Origin of the sequence: Dorea acetigenes (genome assembly GCF_025567385.1) — a bacterium.
Classification (GTDB): Bacteria; Bacillota; Clostridia; order Lachnospirales; family Lachnospiraceae; genus Claveliimonas; species Claveliimonas acetigenes.
On the sequence record NZ_JAOQJU010000008.1, the window covers coordinates 42,470 to 57,451 of the forward strand.

General features: G+C 45.2%; 13 protein-coding genes. 12 read left to right on the top strand and 1 reads right to left on the bottom strand.

Annotated features, from left to right (window positions below; translation table 11 throughout):
• Positions 1-20: 20 nt before the first annotated feature.
• A complete protein-coding gene (locus tag OCV99_RS08545) occupies positions 21-377 on the bottom strand; it encodes a helix-turn-helix domain-containing protein (protein WP_158369749.1) in 357 nt (118 codons plus the stop codon).
• Between the two features lie 184 nt (positions 378-561).
• On the opposite strand from OCV99_RS08545, the gene OCV99_RS08550 reads away from it, so the two are divergent.
• The 12 genes from OCV99_RS08550 (at position 562) to OCV99_RS08605 (ending at position 14,934) form a co-directional block, all read left to right on the top strand.
• Positions 562-1,023: a hypothetical protein gene (locus OCV99_RS08550; protein ID WP_158369751.1), complete on the top strand. Its 462-nt coding sequence runs from the start codon at positions 562-564 to the stop codon at positions 1,021-1,023.
• Between the two features lie 47 nt (positions 1,024-1,070).
• Positions 1,071-2,126: a flavodoxin-dependent (E)-4-hydroxy-3-methylbut-2-enyl-diphosphate synthase gene (gene ispG / locus OCV99_RS08555; RefSeq protein WP_158369753.1), complete on the top strand. Its 1,056-nt coding sequence runs from the start codon at positions 1,071-1,073 to the stop codon at positions 2,124-2,126.
• Positions 2,119-6,705, top strand: coding sequence for a PolC-type DNA polymerase III (locus OCV99_RS08560; protein WP_158369755.1), 4,587 nt, complete (start codon positions 2,119-2,121; stop codon positions 6,703-6,705). The genes ispG and OCV99_RS08560 overlap by 8 nt, the downstream gene beginning before the upstream one ends.
• Positions 6,706-6,726: 21 nt before the next feature.
• Positions 6,727-7,383 carry a Crp/Fnr family transcriptional regulator gene (locus OCV99_RS08565; RefSeq protein ID WP_158369757.1) on the top strand — a complete coding sequence of 219 codons (657 nt, stop codon included), beginning with the start codon at positions 6,727-6,729 and terminating at the stop codon, positions 7,381-7,383.
• A 148-nt stretch (positions 7,384-7,531) separates the two neighbouring features.
• Complete coding sequence (locus tag OCV99_RS08570; protein WP_158369760.1) at positions 7,532-8,554, top strand: molybdopterin-binding protein; 1,023 nt, start codon at positions 7,532-7,534, stop codon at positions 8,552-8,554.
• Positions 8,555-8,566: 12 nt separating this feature from the next.
• Positions 8,567-9,622 (top strand): XdhC family protein, encoded by a 1,056-nt coding sequence (locus OCV99_RS08575; protein WP_158369762.1) that lies wholly within the window; start codon positions 8,567-8,569, stop codon positions 9,620-9,622.
• Positions 9,623-9,647: 25 nt separating this feature from the next.
• Positions 9,648-10,625, top strand: a complete 978-nt coding sequence (gene moaA / locus OCV99_RS08580) for a GTP 3',8-cyclase MoaA (RefSeq protein ID WP_158369763.1) — start codon at positions 9,648-9,650, stop codon at positions 10,623-10,625.
• 1 nt (position 10,626) lies between these two features.
• Complete coding sequence (locus OCV99_RS08585; RefSeq protein ID WP_158369765.1) at positions 10,627-11,568, top strand: MOSC domain-containing protein; 942 nt, start codon at positions 10,627-10,629, stop codon at positions 11,566-11,568.
• Positions 11,569-11,587: 19 nt separating this feature from the next.
• Positions 11,588-12,466: a molybdate ABC transporter substrate-binding protein gene (gene modA, locus OCV99_RS08590; RefSeq protein ID WP_158369767.1), complete on the top strand. Its 879-nt coding sequence runs from the start codon at positions 11,588-11,590 to the stop codon at positions 12,464-12,466.
• Positions 12,467-12,482: 16 nt separating this feature from the next.
• Entirely contained in the window at positions 12,483-13,187 is a 705-nt protein-coding gene (gene modB / locus OCV99_RS08595) for a molybdate ABC transporter permease subunit (protein WP_158369868.1), read from the top strand.
• Between the two features lie 6 nt (positions 13,188-13,193).
• Complete coding sequence (locus OCV99_RS08600) at positions 13,194-14,261, top strand: sulfate/molybdate ABC transporter ATP-binding protein (protein WP_158369769.1); 1,068 nt, start codon at positions 13,194-13,196, stop codon at positions 14,259-14,261.
• An 88-nt stretch (positions 14,262-14,349) separates the two neighbouring features.
• On the top strand, positions 14,350-14,934 hold the full coding sequence (locus OCV99_RS08605) for a xanthine phosphoribosyltransferase (RefSeq protein ID WP_158369771.1): 585 nt from the start codon (positions 14,350-14,352) through the stop codon (positions 14,932-14,934).
• Positions 14,935-14,982 lie beyond the last annotated feature (48 nt).

Consider the following 14,982-nt stretch of genomic DNA (forward strand, 5'->3'; position numbering starts at 1 on the left):
AGGCAGCCTTTCGTTTATTTCTACTGATTTTTATATGCCTCCCAAAGTTCTAAAAGTTGTGCATATCTTAAGAGTTCTGCTTTCGATTTTGGCGAGAGACCGTGATAAATTTCCAGAAGCTGTATGTCACTGGAATTCCTGCGCGGGGTATCAGAAGAATTGGCTGATGCAGGATCTGATTCTCTGTCGTCAATCAGGTAATCGACAGTCACACCAAAAATATCTGCCATGGCAGTCAGTTTTTCGTGTGAGGGCTGTCTGTTTTTTGTCTCATATCCGGTAATGGTTGTTCTGGCGAGATTCATACGGTCAGCAAGCATCTGCTGAGTCATATTGTTTTCTGCCCGAAGATTCTTTAGCTTTTCGGAAAATGACATACCGCTTCCTCCTTTGTATTGTTACCATATTCTACCAGTTCTGCATGAAGTAAGAGGTAAAAGTGCCCAATCTCAACAAAATGTTGCCACTATGTCGCAAAATGAAACATAGAGATACCCCGTTGACACAGGCCATTAAACCACCTATAATTTAATGAGAAACAAAATAGAGAGGATTGAGCGGATGTTAATAGCAAAGAATGATGAGGTAAAGAGAAGTCGGATATGGAGAATTGTTATGATTATCTCTTCTATTTTAATTGTGGTAATAGCAATTTTTTTCCTGACAAGACTCTTCACGTCTAATCCACTGGAAGGAAATTGGGTGGGAGAAGACAGCGGCCTGAATTTAAAAATCAGAAGTAATAATTCTATGGTAGTTGACATGTCAGAAGTACTGGAGGATAGTGATATAGAGCTGAAAGTGAAGTATACAATCGATAAGGACGGGAAGACGCTGACAATTAGTGAAGATCCGGATGCTATTAAGAAAGCAGTGAAGGATTCGGATGGAGAATATACGGAGGAAATGCTGGAGAATGCTCTCAGCTCCGTTATCACCACTTTCGATTACAGCGTGGATCATGAGCGATTGACACTTACAGAACGTGAGTATGGTGAACAGATGGTATTTATTAAGAGATAAGAGCTGTTGCAATGCTTTGCAACGCTCTTTTTTAAAAGGAGGTTCTTATGACAAGAGAGGAGACAAAGAAGGTAAAAATCGGTAATGTGTGGATTGGCGGCGGAAATCCGGTTGCTATTCAGTCTATGACAAATACGAAAACAGAAGATGCAGAAAGTACGGTGGAGCAGATTCTGAAATTAGAGGCAGCAGGATGTGAGATTATCCGCTGCGCTGTGCCGACGATGGAGGCGGCAGAAGCAATAAAGCAGATTAAGAAACAGATTCATATTCCGTTGGTAGCCGATATTCATTTTGATTACAGGCTGGCAATCGCGGCAATTGAAAATGGGGCGGATAAGATTCGGATTAACCCAGGCAATATTGGCGGCAGAGACAGGGTTCAGGCTGTGGTTGATAAGGCGAAGGAGTATGGAGTCCCGATTCGTGTGGGGGTGAACAGCGGTTCTTTGGAGAAAAATCTTGTGGAGAAATACGGTGGAGTTACGGCAGAGGGGATTGTAGAGAGCGCGCTGGATAAAGTACATTTGATAGAAGAGATGGGGTATGACAATCTGGTGGTTAGTATTAAGTCCTCTGATGTACTGATGGGTGTGAAAGCTCACGAGTTGATTGCGAAGGAGTGTCCGTATCCGCTGCACGTAGGGATTACGGAATCCGGCACACTGTTGTCCGGTAATATTAAATCGTCTGTCGGTCTTGGCATTATTCTTTATCAGGGAATCGGGGATACAATCCGTGTCTCCTTGACCGGAGATCCGGTGGAAGAGATTAAGTCTGCGAAATTAATTTTAAAGACATTGGGACTTCGCAAGGGAGGCATTGAGATTGTGTCTTGTCCTACTTGCGGACGTACGAAGATTGATTTGATCGGGCTTGCGAACCAGGTGGAGGATATGGTGAAGGATATTCCGCTTGATGTGAAAGTTGCGGTTATGGGATGCGTGGTAAATGGTCCGGGAGAGGCAAGGGAAGCGGACATTGGCATTGCGGGCGGAATCGGCGAAGGACTTCTGATAAAAAAAGGAGAAGTTGTTAAGAAAGTAAAGGAAGAAGAATTATTGGATACGTTGAGACAGGAGTTGTTACACTGGAATGAGTAAACCGTTTTTTGAAGTATTTCCAACTTTAAAAGTGAATGAAGGCATTAAAATGATGTTTTCAGGAGTTGAGGTCAGGAAGGTGACCACCAATTCCGCCAGGGATTATGTGCGGGTACATATTTTCAGCCGGCATCTGATACAGAAGAAATATATCTATGAAACAGAGAAGATGCTTAAGGAACAGCTTTTTGCCAGAACCAGGATTCAGGCGCAGATTCTGGAGGACTATGAATTGTCGGAGCTATATACGCCGGAAAATCTGATGAATGAATATTTCGACAGTATTCTCCTGGAAGCAGAGCAGAAAAGTGTAGTAGAAAAGAATATGCTCCAGACGGCGAAGTATTCTTTTGAAGAAGAGAATGTTCTGTGTCTGAAGCTTCAGGATACTGTAGTAGCAGAGGGAAAGAAAGATTCTGTTGTAGGACTGCTTCGGCATATTTTCCATGAACGGTTCCATTTGCCTGTAGAGGTTCGGGTAGTTTATGAAAGAATGGGAGAAAGTAAGCTGAAATATAACGAGCTGCGGTTAAGGCAGGAGGTAGAGGCAATTGTTGAGCGCAGCAATGCCCTCCATGCTGAGAAAAAACTTCAGAAAGAAAATGGAGAAGAAGAAGGAAAGACGTCTGCTGCCCGGAAAGAAAAGAGTAAGAGCAAAGCTTCAGCGGTGGGAGAAATAGCTGGTTCCTCTGGAAATCAGGAACACTCTAAAACGGCGGCCGGTTCGCAGAAGCAGGGGAATCCGCAGAAACAGGGGGGAAGCTTCCAGGGAAGAAGTGGAGGCTCTTATTATCGCAAGTCAGATGATCCAAATATGATTTTCGGAAGAGATTTTGATGATGCAGCGATTGAGCTGGAAAGCGTAGCCGGTGAGATGGGTGAGATTACAATCCGTGGTAAGGTGATTAGTTTTGAGACCAGGGAAATCCGGGGAGAAAAAACCATTCTCATGTATGCGGTGACGGATTTTACCGATACCATTATGGTGAAAATGTTTGTGAAAAATGAGATGCTGCCAGAGATGCTGGCAGAGATTAAGCCGGGTGCTTTTCTGAAAATCAAAGGGGTCACGACGATTGACAGATATGACGGAGAGCTTACCATAGGTTCTGTGAATGGCATTAAGAAAATTAAGGATTTTACGGCAGTACGGGAAGACAAATCGGTGGAGAAGAGGGTAGAACTTCACTGTCATACCAAAATGAGTGATATGGATGGCGTCTCTGATGTGACGAAGATTGTAGAGCGGGCGCATGATTGGGGACACCCGGCAATTGCCATTACGGATCATGGCGTCGTACAAGGTTTCACAGACGCTAACCATTACATTGAACGGTTGGAGAAGGAGGATTCCTTTAAGATTATTTATGGTGTAGAAGCATATCTGGTTGATGATTTGAAGGATGTTGCAGTTAATGAAAAAGGCCAGAAGCTTCGTGATACTTATGTGGTATTTGATTTGGAGACTACGGGTTTTAGTCCTGTAAAGGATAAGATTATTGAAATCGGCGCGGTAAAGGTGGAAGAAGGAAAGATTACGGATAAGTTCAGTACCTTTGTAAATCCGAAAGTGCCGATTCCTTTTGAAATTACCAGGCTTACCAGTATTACGGATGAGATGGTGATGAATGCGCCGACGATTGAAGAGGTTCTCCCGGAATTTCTGGAATTTATTGATGGGGCGGCGCTGGTTGCACACAATGCGGGGTTTGATGTGGGCTTTATAGAGCAGAATTGCAGGTATCAGGATATACAGCCGGATTTTACATCTGTTGATACGGTGGCGCTTGCAAGAATCCTGCTTCCCACTCTGTCTAAATATAAGCTGAATATTGTTGCGAAGGCACTGAATATATCGCTGGAGAATCATCACCGTGCGGTAGATGATGCGGGAGCGACGGCGGAGATTTTTGTGAAGTTTGTCAGGATGCTGGAAGAAAGGGATGTTTTTACATTAAAAGAGATGAACCGATTCGGGGCGCACAATGCAGATGCGATCCGTAAACTTCCGTCTTATCATGCTATTATCCTTGCGAGAAATGATATTGGGAGGACGAATCTTTATACACTGATATCCAAATCGCATATTGAGTATTTTGGGCGGCAGCCCAGGATACCAAAAAGTGAATTCTCCAAATATAGAGAAGGGCTGATACTGGGAAGCGCCTGCGAGGCAGGAGAGCTTTTCCAGGCACTTTTAAATGACAGGTCAGAGGAACGAATTGCACGGATTGTAGAGTATTACGATTATCTGGAGATTCAGCCTATTGGGAACAATCGGTTTATGATAGCTAGTGACCGGATTACAAAGGTACAAAGTGAAGAAGATTTAAGAGATCTGAATCGAAAGATTATTGAGTTGGGAGAGAAGTTTAATAAGCCTGTGGTCGCTACCTGTGACGTGCATTTTCTGGACCCGGAAGATGAAGTCTACCGCCGGATTATTATGGCGGGAAAGGGCTTTTCTGACGCGGATGAGCAGGCGCCTCTTTATCTTAGAACCACGGAAGAAATGTTGGAAGAATTTGAATATTTAGGTTCAGCGAAGGCTCATGAGGTGGTAATTGAAAACCCCAATATGATTGCCGGATGGGTAGAGAAAATTTCGCCGGTACGTCCTGATAAGTGTCCTCCGGTCATTCCGGATTCGGACACCATGCTGCGGGATATCTGCTATAACCGGGCTCATGAGATGTATGGCGAAGAATTGCCGGAGGTGGTGACAGAACGTCTGGAACGTGAGCTGAATTCCATCATTTCCAATGGATTTGCCGTGATGTATATCATAGCCCAAAAGCTGGTGTGGAAGTCGAATGAGGATGGATATCTGGTTGGTTCCCGTGGTTCTGTCGGCTCTTCTTTTGTTGCGACGATGGCAGGTATTACGGAGGTCAATCCTTTAAGTCCCCATTATTATTGTAAGAAATGCCATTATAGTGATTTTGATTCGGAGGAGGTAAAGGCATTTGCCGGAGGGTGCGGCTGGGACATGCCGGATAAATTATGTCCGGTCTGTGGGGAGAAGCTGGTAAAGGATGGATTCGATATTCCCTTTGAGACATTCCTTGGATTTAAAGGAAATAAAGAGCCGGATATTGACCTTAATTTTTCGGGCGACTATCAGAGTAATGCTCATAAATATACAGAAGTTATTTTTGGTGACGGACAGACTTACCGTGCAGGAACCATCGGTACGCTGGCGGATAAGACGGCATTTGGTTTCGTGAAGAATTATTATGAAGAGCGTGGAACCAGGAAACGGGTCTGTGAGATCAATCGGATTGTGCAGGGATGTACGGGTATCCGCAGGAGTACGGGGCAGCATCCGGGAGGTATCATCGTGCTCCCGCTGGGGGAAGATATTAATTCTTTTACTCCGGTGCAGCATCCGGCAAATGACATGTCTACGGATATTGTCACTACCCATTTTGATTATCACTCCATTGACCATAACCTGTTAAAGCTTGATATTTTGGGGCATGATGATCCGACGATGATTAAGACACTGGAGGAATATATCAGTTCGCCTGCGATGGAGAATGAATACAACGAGACGGACAATCGTTTTGACGCTACGAAGATACCGCTGGATGACAGGGGTGTGATGTCTTTATTCCAGAGTACGGAGGCGTTGGGAATTAAACCCTCCGATATTGACGGCTGCCCGGTGGGCTGCCTTGGAATCCCGGAGTTTGGCACGGACTTTGTTATTCAGATGGTGGTGGACACAAAGCCGCAGTCTTTGTCAGACCTGATTCGTATTTCCGGGCTGTCGCATGGGACAGATGTGTGGCTTAACAATGCCCAGGAACTGATACGAAGCGGCAAGGCTACTATTTCAAGCTGCATTTGTACCCGTGATGATATTATGACCTACCTTATTAATAAAGGATTAGACAGTGAAGAATCCTTTACGATTATGGAGCGTGTTCGAAAAGGAGCGGTGGCAAAAGGGAAATGTAAGGAGTGGCCGGAATTTAAAAAAGATATGGCGGCGCACGATGTGCCGGACTGGTATGTCTGGTCCTGCGAGCAGATTAAGTACATGTTCCCTAAGGCACATGCGGCAGCGTATGTTATGATGGCATATCGGATTGCCTACTGTAAGATTAATTATCCGCTTGCCTACTATGCGGCCTATTTCGGAATCCGTGCAGATGCATTTTCCTATGAATTGATGTGCCGGGGCAAAGAACAGCTGAATTATTATATCAATGATTATAAACGGCGCTCTAATACTCTCAGTAAAAAGGAACAGGATACACTGAAGGACATGAAGATCGTACAGGAAATGTACGCCAGGGGACTGGAATTCGTTCCCATTGACCTGTACAAAGCGAAAGCTACAAAATTTCTGATTATCGACGGTAAATTAATGCCGCCTTTTTCCAGTATTGAAGGGATGGGAGATAAAGCTGCAGAAGCTGTTGAGGCGGCGTCTGCGGACGGCCCCTATCTTTCCAGGGATGATTTCAGGCAGCGGACGAAGGTAAGTAAGACAGTCATTGATTTGATGAATGAATTGGGACTGTTTGAAGGTATCCCGGAGAGTAATCAGCTGTCCCTGTTTGATTTATAATGAAAGAACGGAGCGTGGATAATGGAGCTGCATAAAGGCTTGTTTTCCTGCCATTTGTTTCAAGGAATGGACAGTGAAAAGGCAGAAAATATTATCAGACTGTTGAAAGGAAAGACGAAGGAGTATCAGAAAAAGGAGATGATTTTGTCAGAGGGAGATGAAATTCGAGAAATTGGAATCCTCCTTTCTGGTGAGGTCTGTAAGGTACAATACTATCCTGACGGGACGGAGCAAATGATGCAAAAGCTTCAGAGGTCGTACATGGTGGGGCTGGAGGTGGCTGTTAGTATAAAAAAAACCAGTCCATATACACTTTATGCATTGCAGCCGTCAGTAATTTACTGGTTTCCGGTCAGATACATTGAAGAGGCAGGGGTTTTGCAGGAGACGGACAGGATTTCCCTCTATCAGCGTATTGTCACTTTTCTTGCCAATGAAGATATCCGTAAATACCGCAAGATAGAGATCCTTTCATCAAGAAGTGTACGGGAAAAGATAGAAAAATATTTAAAAATCCAGAGTCTCCGTTATCAAAGTGATGCTTTCGATATTGATTTCAACCGGGAACAACTGGCAAGCTATCTGGGGTTAAACAGAAGCGTGCTGTCCCATGAACTAAAGAAAATGGAAAAAGAAGGGTTACTGACCGTGCGAAAGAATCATTTTGTTTTATATTAAATTTATTTTTGAAGAAGGCTCCTGCCACTGGATAGATGTGGCAGGAGTTTTTGCGTAAAAAGTTGTTTTGACAACTTAAAAAAGTGTGAGGCACTGATATAATAAACAAGAATGGGGATTTTTCTGATTATAGAAGGGAATGATGAAAATGAAGCTGGTGAGAACAGAAGATGCGGTGGGGCAAGTACTCTGCCATGATATTACGCAGATTATAAAAGGTGTTACAAAGGATGCTGTATTCCGAAAGGGGCATGTGGTGACAGAAAAGGATATACCGGTGCTTTTGTCTGTGGGAAAAGATCATCTGTATATTTGGGAGAAAGAAGAAGGTATGCTGCACGAAGACGAGGCTGCGCAGATTCTTTATGATATCTGCGGAAATACATTTATGCATCCGTCTGAAATCAAAGAAGGTAAGATTGAACTGATTGCTGATTGTGATGGACTGCTGAAGGTGGATACAGAGAAGCTGAACCGGATAAATTCTCTGGGAGAAATGATGATTGCCAGCCGTCATGGGAATTTCCCGGTGAAGGCAGGAGATAAGATAGCAGGAACCCGGATTATCCCGTTGGTGATTGAAGCAGAAAAAATGGAACATGCAAAGAAAGTGGGAGGAGGGGTGCCTGTTTTTGGGATCCTTCCATTTATCAAGAAAAGGGCTGGTCTGGTTATTACAGGAAATGAGGTATTTCATGGAAGGATCCGGGATACATTTTCTCCGGTTATAGAAGAAAAGCTGGCAGAATACCAGGTGGATATTGTTGGTAAAGAGATCAGCGACGATCAACCGGAACGTATTACAGAATGTATACAGAAGTTATTAGGGCAGGGGGCGGATCTGATCCTGTGTACAGGAGGAATGAGTGTGGATCCTGATGACAGGACGCCTTTGGCAATCCGTAATACCGGTGCTGAGATTGTGAGCTATGGGGCACCGGTGCTGCCGGGAGCCATGTTCCTTCTGGCATATTATGGAGAAGATCGAATTCCCGTTATGGGACTTCCGGGATGTGTGATGTACGCAAGGAGGACCATTTTTGATTTGGTGCTGCCAAGGGTGATGGCAGGAGAAATTCTCGAAAAAAAAGATTTGGATATACTGGGAGAGGGGGGACTCTGCCTGTCCTGTCCGGTATGTACCTTCCCGAATTGTGGATTTGGAAAATAGAAGGAGAATGAAATGCTGGAATTATATCATGCTATAAAAAATGCAGATTCAAATCACCGGAATATGGTTTTGACAGTGCTTGACGGAAAGCCGTTCGGTGAGAAAGCGCTGGTATCCGGCGAGAGAATTAAATGGGAGTCGGTGAAAAACGGTTTTTTTTCAGAGAACCGGGCTGAAATAGGAAGAATAAAAGAAAGTGGAAAGGTCATCGTAAGCGGGCGGACTGTATTTAGTGAAATTCTGGGGAAAGAGAAAAAAATGGTGATCTGCGGAGGCGGACATGTATCGGTTCCTGTGATTCAAATGGGAATTATGCTTGGTTTCCATGTGACGGTGCTGGAGGATCGCCCTCAATTTGCAGACAACGCCAGGCGTGCCGGGGCTTCCCGGGTTTATTGTGAACCATTTAAAGAAGGGTTGTCCAGGATAGAAGGGGACGAGGATACCTATTTTATTATTGTGACAAGAGGACATCGCTATGATCAGACCTGTCTGGCACAGATTGCCGGGAAGAAGCATGCATATATAGGGATGATTGGCAGCAGGAAACGTGTAAAATTGGTGAAAGAAGCTGTGATTGCAGAGGGAGCCTGCCGGGAAGTCATAGACCGGGTGTACACACCCATTGGGCTTGCGATTGGAGCCGAGACGCCGGAAGAAATTGCAGTTGCGATTATGGCTGAGATTATTGAAGTGAAGAATAAAAACAGGCGGGACAGTGGCTATACCAGAGAGATTATGCAGGTAGTCTGTGAGAAAAATGCATCTGTGGACGGAAAAGAATGTGGGTGTGCAGAAAATACGGGAGTGATGGTTACCATCGTTGGGAGAAAGGGATCAGCTCCCAGGAAGATGGGGACGAAAATGCTGGTTTTGCCGGATGGACACTGTGTGGGAACGATTGGCGGAGGATGTGCGGAGGCGGATATATACCGCAAAGCTTTACTTAAGATAAGAAGAATGGATACTGAGCCGGAGCTGTGCCGTGTGGACATGACCGGAGAAGAGGCGGAAGAAGAAGGTATGGTCTGTGGCGGCGTAATTGAGGTTTTGATGGAAATGCTATAGCAGGTAAAGGAAGAGAAAAGAATAGATGGAAGACCAGTATCAGAGAGAGATTGATTATATCAGAATATCAGTGACAGACCGCTGTAACTTTCGCTGCAGATATTGTATGCCGGAAGAAGGAACGGCGCTTTTTCCTCATAGTGAAATTATGACCTATGAAGAGATTCTGCGTTTTATGAAGATTGCGGTAAGGACCGGCATAAAGAAAGTGAAGATTACAGGTGGAGAACCGTTGGTACGGAAAGGAGTCTGCGGGCTGATAAAGGAAATCCGAGAGATTTCGGGAATGGAAGCCGTGACCCTTACTACCAATGGATTTCTGCTTGGGAAGTATCTGCCCGAATTGAAGAAAACAGGTGTTTCGGGAATTAATATCAGCCTAGATACGCTGCAGCCGGAGCGTTTCAGAAAGCTTACGGGAAAAGATGCGTTTTTCCAGGTGAGGGATGGTATCAGGAATGCGTTGTTATCAGATATTCCTGTGAAGATTAATTGTGTTCCCATGAAAGGATTTAATGAAGATGAGCTTCCCGCCATTGCGGCATTGGCAAAGAAGTATCCGGTAGCTGTCCGGTTTATTGAGATGATGCCGGTTGGATTGGGAAAAGCTTGTACCGGCGTTTCGCAGGAAGAAATTACGAAGATCCTGGAAATGAAATATGGTTCTATGGAGCTGGATGGAGATGTTTCCGGAAACGGACCGGCCGTATATTACCGGCTGGAAGGATTTCGGGGAAGAGTGGGATTTATCAGTGCTGTCAGCCATAGTTTTTGTGAGAATTGTAACCGTATCCGATTAACAGCAGACGGACTTTTGAAGCCCTGCCTGAGTTACGAAGGCAGGATAAATATCAAAGAGGCTATGCGCAGAGGGATGGATGATGCAGAGATTGAGAAAAAATTAAGAGACAGTATTTACGCGAAGCCAAGATGCCATGGTTTTGCCGGTAAGATGAAAGAAGGCACGCCGGAGAAACGGAAGATGGCAGGGATTGGAGGATAAGATGGGTATTGTGAAAGCGGTCTGTACCAGTGACAGACGGGGAATACAAAAAACCAATGTGGGATCTGCTGAATTGAAAGAAGATTTTGGAATTCTGACGGATGCCCATGCAGGAAATTGGCACAGGCAGGTAAGCCTTTTGTCGGCAGAAAAAATTGAAGAGTTCAACCGAAAAGGAGCGGAAGTCACTCCCGGAGCCTTTGGTGAAAATCTGGTGGTGGAAGGATTTGATTTTGGCAGTCTCCCAGTGGGAACGACTTTCCAGTGCGGAGAGGTGGTTTTGGAGATGACGCAGATTGGAAAGGAATGTCATAACCATTGTCAGATTTATCAGAAAATGGGTGAATGCATTATGCCGACGCAGGGAGTATTTGCCCGGGTGGTTCATGGAGGAATTCTATCTGTGGGAGATGAAATGCAGATGATAGAACGGGCAGATAACCGCTATACGGCTGCAGTAATGACTTTAAGTGATAAGGGGGCAAAAGGTGAGAGGGAGGATACCAGCGGACCATTAATCTGTAAGATGGCAGAGGCAGCGGGATACCGTGTGATAGAGAGAATCCTTCTCGCGGATGATCAGGAGAGGATCGAAAGGGAGCTGGTTCGCCTTGCAGATCAAAGACAGGTGAATCTGATTCTTACCACAGGAGGAACCGGGTTTGCTGAGCGGGACCGGACGCCGGAAGCTACTCTTGCTGTTGCCACGAGAAATGCACCGGGAATTGCTGATGCAATCCGTATGTATTCCCTTTCTGTTACCGGCAGAGCCATGCTGGGGCGGGGAGTGTCTGTTATTCGGAATAAGACGGTGATTGTTAATTTGCCGGGAAGTGAAAAAGCAGTAAAAGAGAGTTTGGAATATGTTCTGCCCTATCTGGAGCATGGCATACAGATTCTTTTGGGAGATGCTGCAGACTGTGGCAGTAACCATAAAAAATAAAGAAAAGAGGAAAAGACAGATGATAAGAAAAATTGTGAGCAGCTTATTGGCAGTAGTGTTGACAGGAGCTTTGCTTGTCGGATGTGCAGGAAGTGCCGCTGAGAAAGATGCAGAAAATCCGGAAACCGGAGAGGATAAGGCGGAAGAGACGGAGATACAGGTATTTATTGCGGCAAGTCTCAACACGGTTATGACGGAACTTGCCGAGATGTACAATGAGGAGCATCCGGAAGTAAAGATTACTTTTAACGCAGACAGTTCCGGCACACTTTTAACCCAGATTGAGGAAGGTTATGAGTGTGATATTTTCTTCTCAGCAGCACAGAAGCAGATGGATCAGCTGGAAGCAGATGGCCTTGTGGAGGATGGTACAAGGGCAAATGTGGTGAATAACCAGGTTGTTGTGGTGACCTTAAAGGATAGTGGGACTGCTGTGACAGGGCTTGAGAATCTTGAGAACGCCCGGAGTATTGCATTGGCAGGCGGAAGTGTGCCGGTGGGGAAATACACGAGACAGGCGTTGGTAAATTTGGGTAAATTAGAAAGTGTGGAAGATGTATCAACTATTACGACGCAGCAGGTTTCAGAAGCCCTTGGAGGGGTAGAAATCAGTGAGCAGGATAATGTGAGTAAGGTGTTGACTGCAGTAGTGGAGGGTTCCTGCGAGGTGGGAACGACTTATTATTCGGATACCTATGGATATGAAGATGACCTGGAGATTCTGGAAACAGTAAGCTATGATCTGACAGGGGATGTGATCTATCCTATTGCTCGTGTTGTCAATGAAGAAGCGGATGATGCCCAGATAGAAGCGGCGGAGGATTTTCTGCAATTTATTTTATCTGACGAGGCGAAGGCGGTATTTGACGCATATTATTTTGACACAGATGTAGAGTAAAGATAGAGTGATGGATATGGAAATGGTTGTAGATATACTGAAGGATTTGGACTGGAGCCCATTGATTATATCATTGAAAACAGGGGTGACTGCGACTTTCTTTTCTTTTTTCTTGGGAATCTTCGCTGCCAGAAAGGTGATAAAGATGGCGCCGGGAAGGAAAGCGTTCTTTGATGGTCTGCTTACACTTCCTATGGTTTTGCCGCCGACGGTGGCAGGGTTCTTTTTGCTGCTTCTTTTTAGCAGGCGGCGGCCACTGGGTATTTTGTTATATGAAGAATTTGATATTAAGGTGGTTCAGACCTGGCTGGGCTGCGTGATTGCGGCGACAGTTATTGCATTTCCGCTGATGTACCGTAATGCCAGAGCGGCGTTTGAGCAGGTGGATGTGAATCTGGTTTATGCAGGAAGAACCCTTGGTATGTCGGAATCCCGGATTTTCTGGACGGTAGTTGTGCCATCGGCAGGACCGGGGATTGTTTCTGGTACCATTTTAACCTTTGCCCGTGCATTGGGAGAATATGGAGCTACGTCTATGCTTGCGGGGAATATTCCGGGAAAGACGGGAACGATTTCCCAGAAGATTGCCATGGTCATACAGGATGGCGATTACCTGACGGCGGGAATCTGGGTTGCGGTGGTTATTTTGATTGCATTTGTGATTATCGTCTTAATGAACCTGCTGTCCGGCAGGAAGATGAAGAATGTAAAGAGATGGTAAAAGAAAATGGGATTATCGGTTGATATAAAAAAAGTACTGGGAGATTTCCGGTTGGATGTCCGGTTCCGGAGCGGAGCGTCCCGTATAGGAATCCTTGGAGCGTCCGGTTGTGGGAAAAGCCTGACGCTGAAAAGTATTGCGGGGATCGAGACACCGGATGAGGGGACGATTCTTATAAATGATACAGTTGTTTTCCATTCCGGGCAGAAAGTGAATGTCCCGCCGCAGAAGCGTAAGATTGGATATTTGTTTCAGAATTATGCTTTGTTTCCCACGATGACAGTGGAAAGAAATATAGCTGCCGGTCTGAAGGGAACGAAGCGGGAGAAAAAAGAGAGGGTTCGGGAGATGGTATGCAGGTTCCATCTGGAAGGGCTGGAGAAGCGTCTTCCCGGAGAATTATCTGGCGGACAGCAGCAGAGGGCTGCCCTTGCAAGGATTATGGCATATGAACCGGATGTGATTTTGCTGGATGAACCATTTTCGGCGCTGGATATGTTCTTAAGGGATCGTTTACAGCAGGAGATGATGGAGATGCTTAAGGGGTACGGAGGCACTGCGATTATGGTATCCCACGACAGAGATGAAATTTACCGGTTTAGTGAGGACCTTCTGATTATGGATCAGGGGATGACAGTGGCGTTCGGAGAGACCCGGGTATTATTCAGGAATCCTGGGAAAAAGGCAGCCGCACGTTTGACAGGATGTAAGAATTTTTCAAGAATACAGAGACTGGATGCACACAGGCTGCAGGCGCTTGACTGGGGAATCGAGTTGGAAGTAGCAGAGACAATAGAAGAAGATGTTACGAAGATTGGTTTTCGGGCGCATGAATTTGTCCCGATTTGGGGCGAACGGAAGAAAAATTGTATTAGGGTGCAGGTTGCCGGAAGTGCAGAATTGCCATTTGAAAAGAATTTTTATCTCACTCCTGAGGGAGAAGAGAAGGAAGGAAGGGAGGATATCTGTTGGTTTTTGCAGCGTGACAGGTGGGAGCGTATGAAAGAGAAGGGGATGCCGGATTATCTGCAGTTTCCCCAGGATCATATTTTGCTTTTAAAAGAGGATTGTTAGTGGTTTTCTCTTCTTAATTATTTACAATAAAATCAGAAGCTGGTATAATTTTGTTCAAATAAACGGAAGAAGGAAGTAGAGAAAGGACATGGAACTTTTAAAAGAGCGTATACGGAAAGACGGCATAATCAAGCCGGGAAATGTTCTGAAGGTTGATAATTTCTTAAATCACCAGATGGATATTCAGTTATTCAATGAGATTGGAAAGGAATTTAAGCGGCGCTTTGCGGATGTGAAGGTGGACAGGATCCTTACGATTGAAGCGTCGGGCATTGGGATTGCGGCGGTTGTGGCACAGTATTTTGACTGCCCGGTGGTATTTGCCAAAAAATCACAGTCCATCAATCTGGACGGGACGATGTTGTCGACACAGATAGAATCCTTTACGCATAAGCGGACGTATGAGGTAATCGTGGCAAGCCGTTTTATTAAGCCGGGGGAGAATATTCTGGTTATTGATGACTTTATGGCAAATGGCTGTGCGGCATTGGGGCTTGTACAATTAATTCATGATGCTCATGCAAATGTGGTCGGTATCGGGATTGTAATTGAGAAAGGATTCCAGCAAGGCGGAGCGAAGCTGAGAGAACAGGGACTTCGGGTAGAGTCGCTGGCAATTGTGGATGCGATGGATGCGGATGCGCAGACCATTACATTCCGGGAAGATTCATAGGGGTAATTTTTTAGGTGGGCATAAAATACCCACCTTTGTTATGTAAAA

Bases quoted from the DNA above. Each gene is read 5' to 3' on its own strand.
- OCV99_RS08545 (WP_158369749.1), bottom strand. From the start codon at position 377: ATGTCATTTTCCGAAAAGCTAAAGAATCTTCGGGCAGAAAACAATATG.
- OCV99_RS08550 (WP_158369751.1), top strand. From the start codon at position 562: ATGTTAATAGCAAAGAATGATGAGGTAAAGAGAAGTCGGATATGGAGA.
- ispG (WP_158369753.1), top strand. From the start codon at position 1,071: ATGACAAGAGAGGAGACAAAGAAGGTAAAAATCGGTAATGTGTGGATT.
- OCV99_RS08560 (WP_158369755.1), top strand. From the start codon at position 2,119: ATGAGTAAACCGTTTTTTGAAGTATTTCCAACTTTAAAAGTGAATGAA.
- OCV99_RS08565 (WP_158369757.1), top strand. From the start codon at position 6,727: ATGGAGCTGCATAAAGGCTTGTTTTCCTGCCATTTGTTTCAAGGAATG.
- OCV99_RS08570 (WP_158369760.1), top strand. From the start codon at position 7,532: ATGAAGCTGGTGAGAACAGAAGATGCGGTGGGGCAAGTACTCTGCCAT.
- OCV99_RS08575 (WP_158369762.1), top strand. From the start codon at position 8,567: ATGCTGGAATTATATCATGCTATAAAAAATGCAGATTCAAATCACCGG.
- moaA (WP_158369763.1), top strand. From the start codon at position 9,648: ATGGAAGACCAGTATCAGAGAGAGATTGATTATATCAGAATATCAGTG.
- OCV99_RS08585 (WP_158369765.1), top strand. From the start codon at position 10,627: ATGGGTATTGTGAAAGCGGTCTGTACCAGTGACAGACGGGGAATACAA.
- modA (WP_158369767.1), top strand. From the start codon at position 11,588: ATGATAAGAAAAATTGTGAGCAGCTTATTGGCAGTAGTGTTGACAGGA.
- modB (WP_158369868.1), top strand. From the start codon at position 12,483: ATGGAAATGGTTGTAGATATACTGAAGGATTTGGACTGGAGCCCATTG.
- OCV99_RS08600 (WP_158369769.1), top strand. From the start codon at position 13,194: ATGGGATTATCGGTTGATATAAAAAAAGTACTGGGAGATTTCCGGTTG.
- OCV99_RS08605 (WP_158369771.1), top strand. From the start codon at position 14,350: ATGGAACTTTTAAAAGAGCGTATACGGAAAGACGGCATAATCAAGCCG.